The 574-nt window shown below is 53.8% G+C and carries 1 rRNA gene; it reads right to left on the bottom strand.

The annotated features are described in order from the left end of the window. Positions 1–555: ribosomal RNA gene (locus tag HMPREF3201_RS01430) — 23S ribosomal RNA — on the bottom strand; the annotation flags it as partial. Positions 556–574: the final 19 nt, after the last annotated feature.

Genomic DNA, 574 nt, shown 5'->3' with positions numbered 1-574 from the left:
GCTTCGACTGCTTGTAGACATACGGTTTCAGGTTCTCTTTCATTCCCCTCCCGGGGTTCTTTTCACCGTTCCCTCACGGTACTATTCGCTATCGGTCCATATCAGTGTTTCGCCTTGGAGGGTGGTCCCCCCTGCTTCCCACAAGGTTTCTCGTGTCTCGTGGTACTCTGGATCCTGCTCCATGCATTTGCTTGCGCTTACGAGGCTCTCACTCTCTCTGGCCCGGTTTCCCAACCGGTTCTGCTTCACGCCTGCACTTGTTAGCAGTCCGCAACCCCGGACTGGTTTCCCAATCCGGTTTGGGCTCTGCCCCGTTCGCTCGCCGCTACTAGGGGTATCTCTGTTGATTCCTTTTCCTCCGGCTACTTAGATGTTTCAGTTCACCGGGTACCCATCCTCATAGAGGATGACGTGACTACTCACGCCGGGTTTCCCCATTCGGAGATCTGCGGGTCAAAGGTTACTTGCACCTCACCGCAGCTTATCGCAGCTTATCGCGTCCTTCATCGGCTGATATGGCCAAGGCATCCGCCGTACGCCCTTACTTACTTGACTTACATTTTATAAACAAGAA

The organism is Megasphaera sp. MJR8396C (assembly GCF_001546855.1).
Lineage (GTDB): Bacteria > Bacillota > Negativicutes > Veillonellales > Megasphaeraceae > Megasphaera.
The sequence above is the reverse complement of the archived record's forward strand: the minus strand, read 5'-3'. Positions and strand labels throughout refer to the sequence as shown.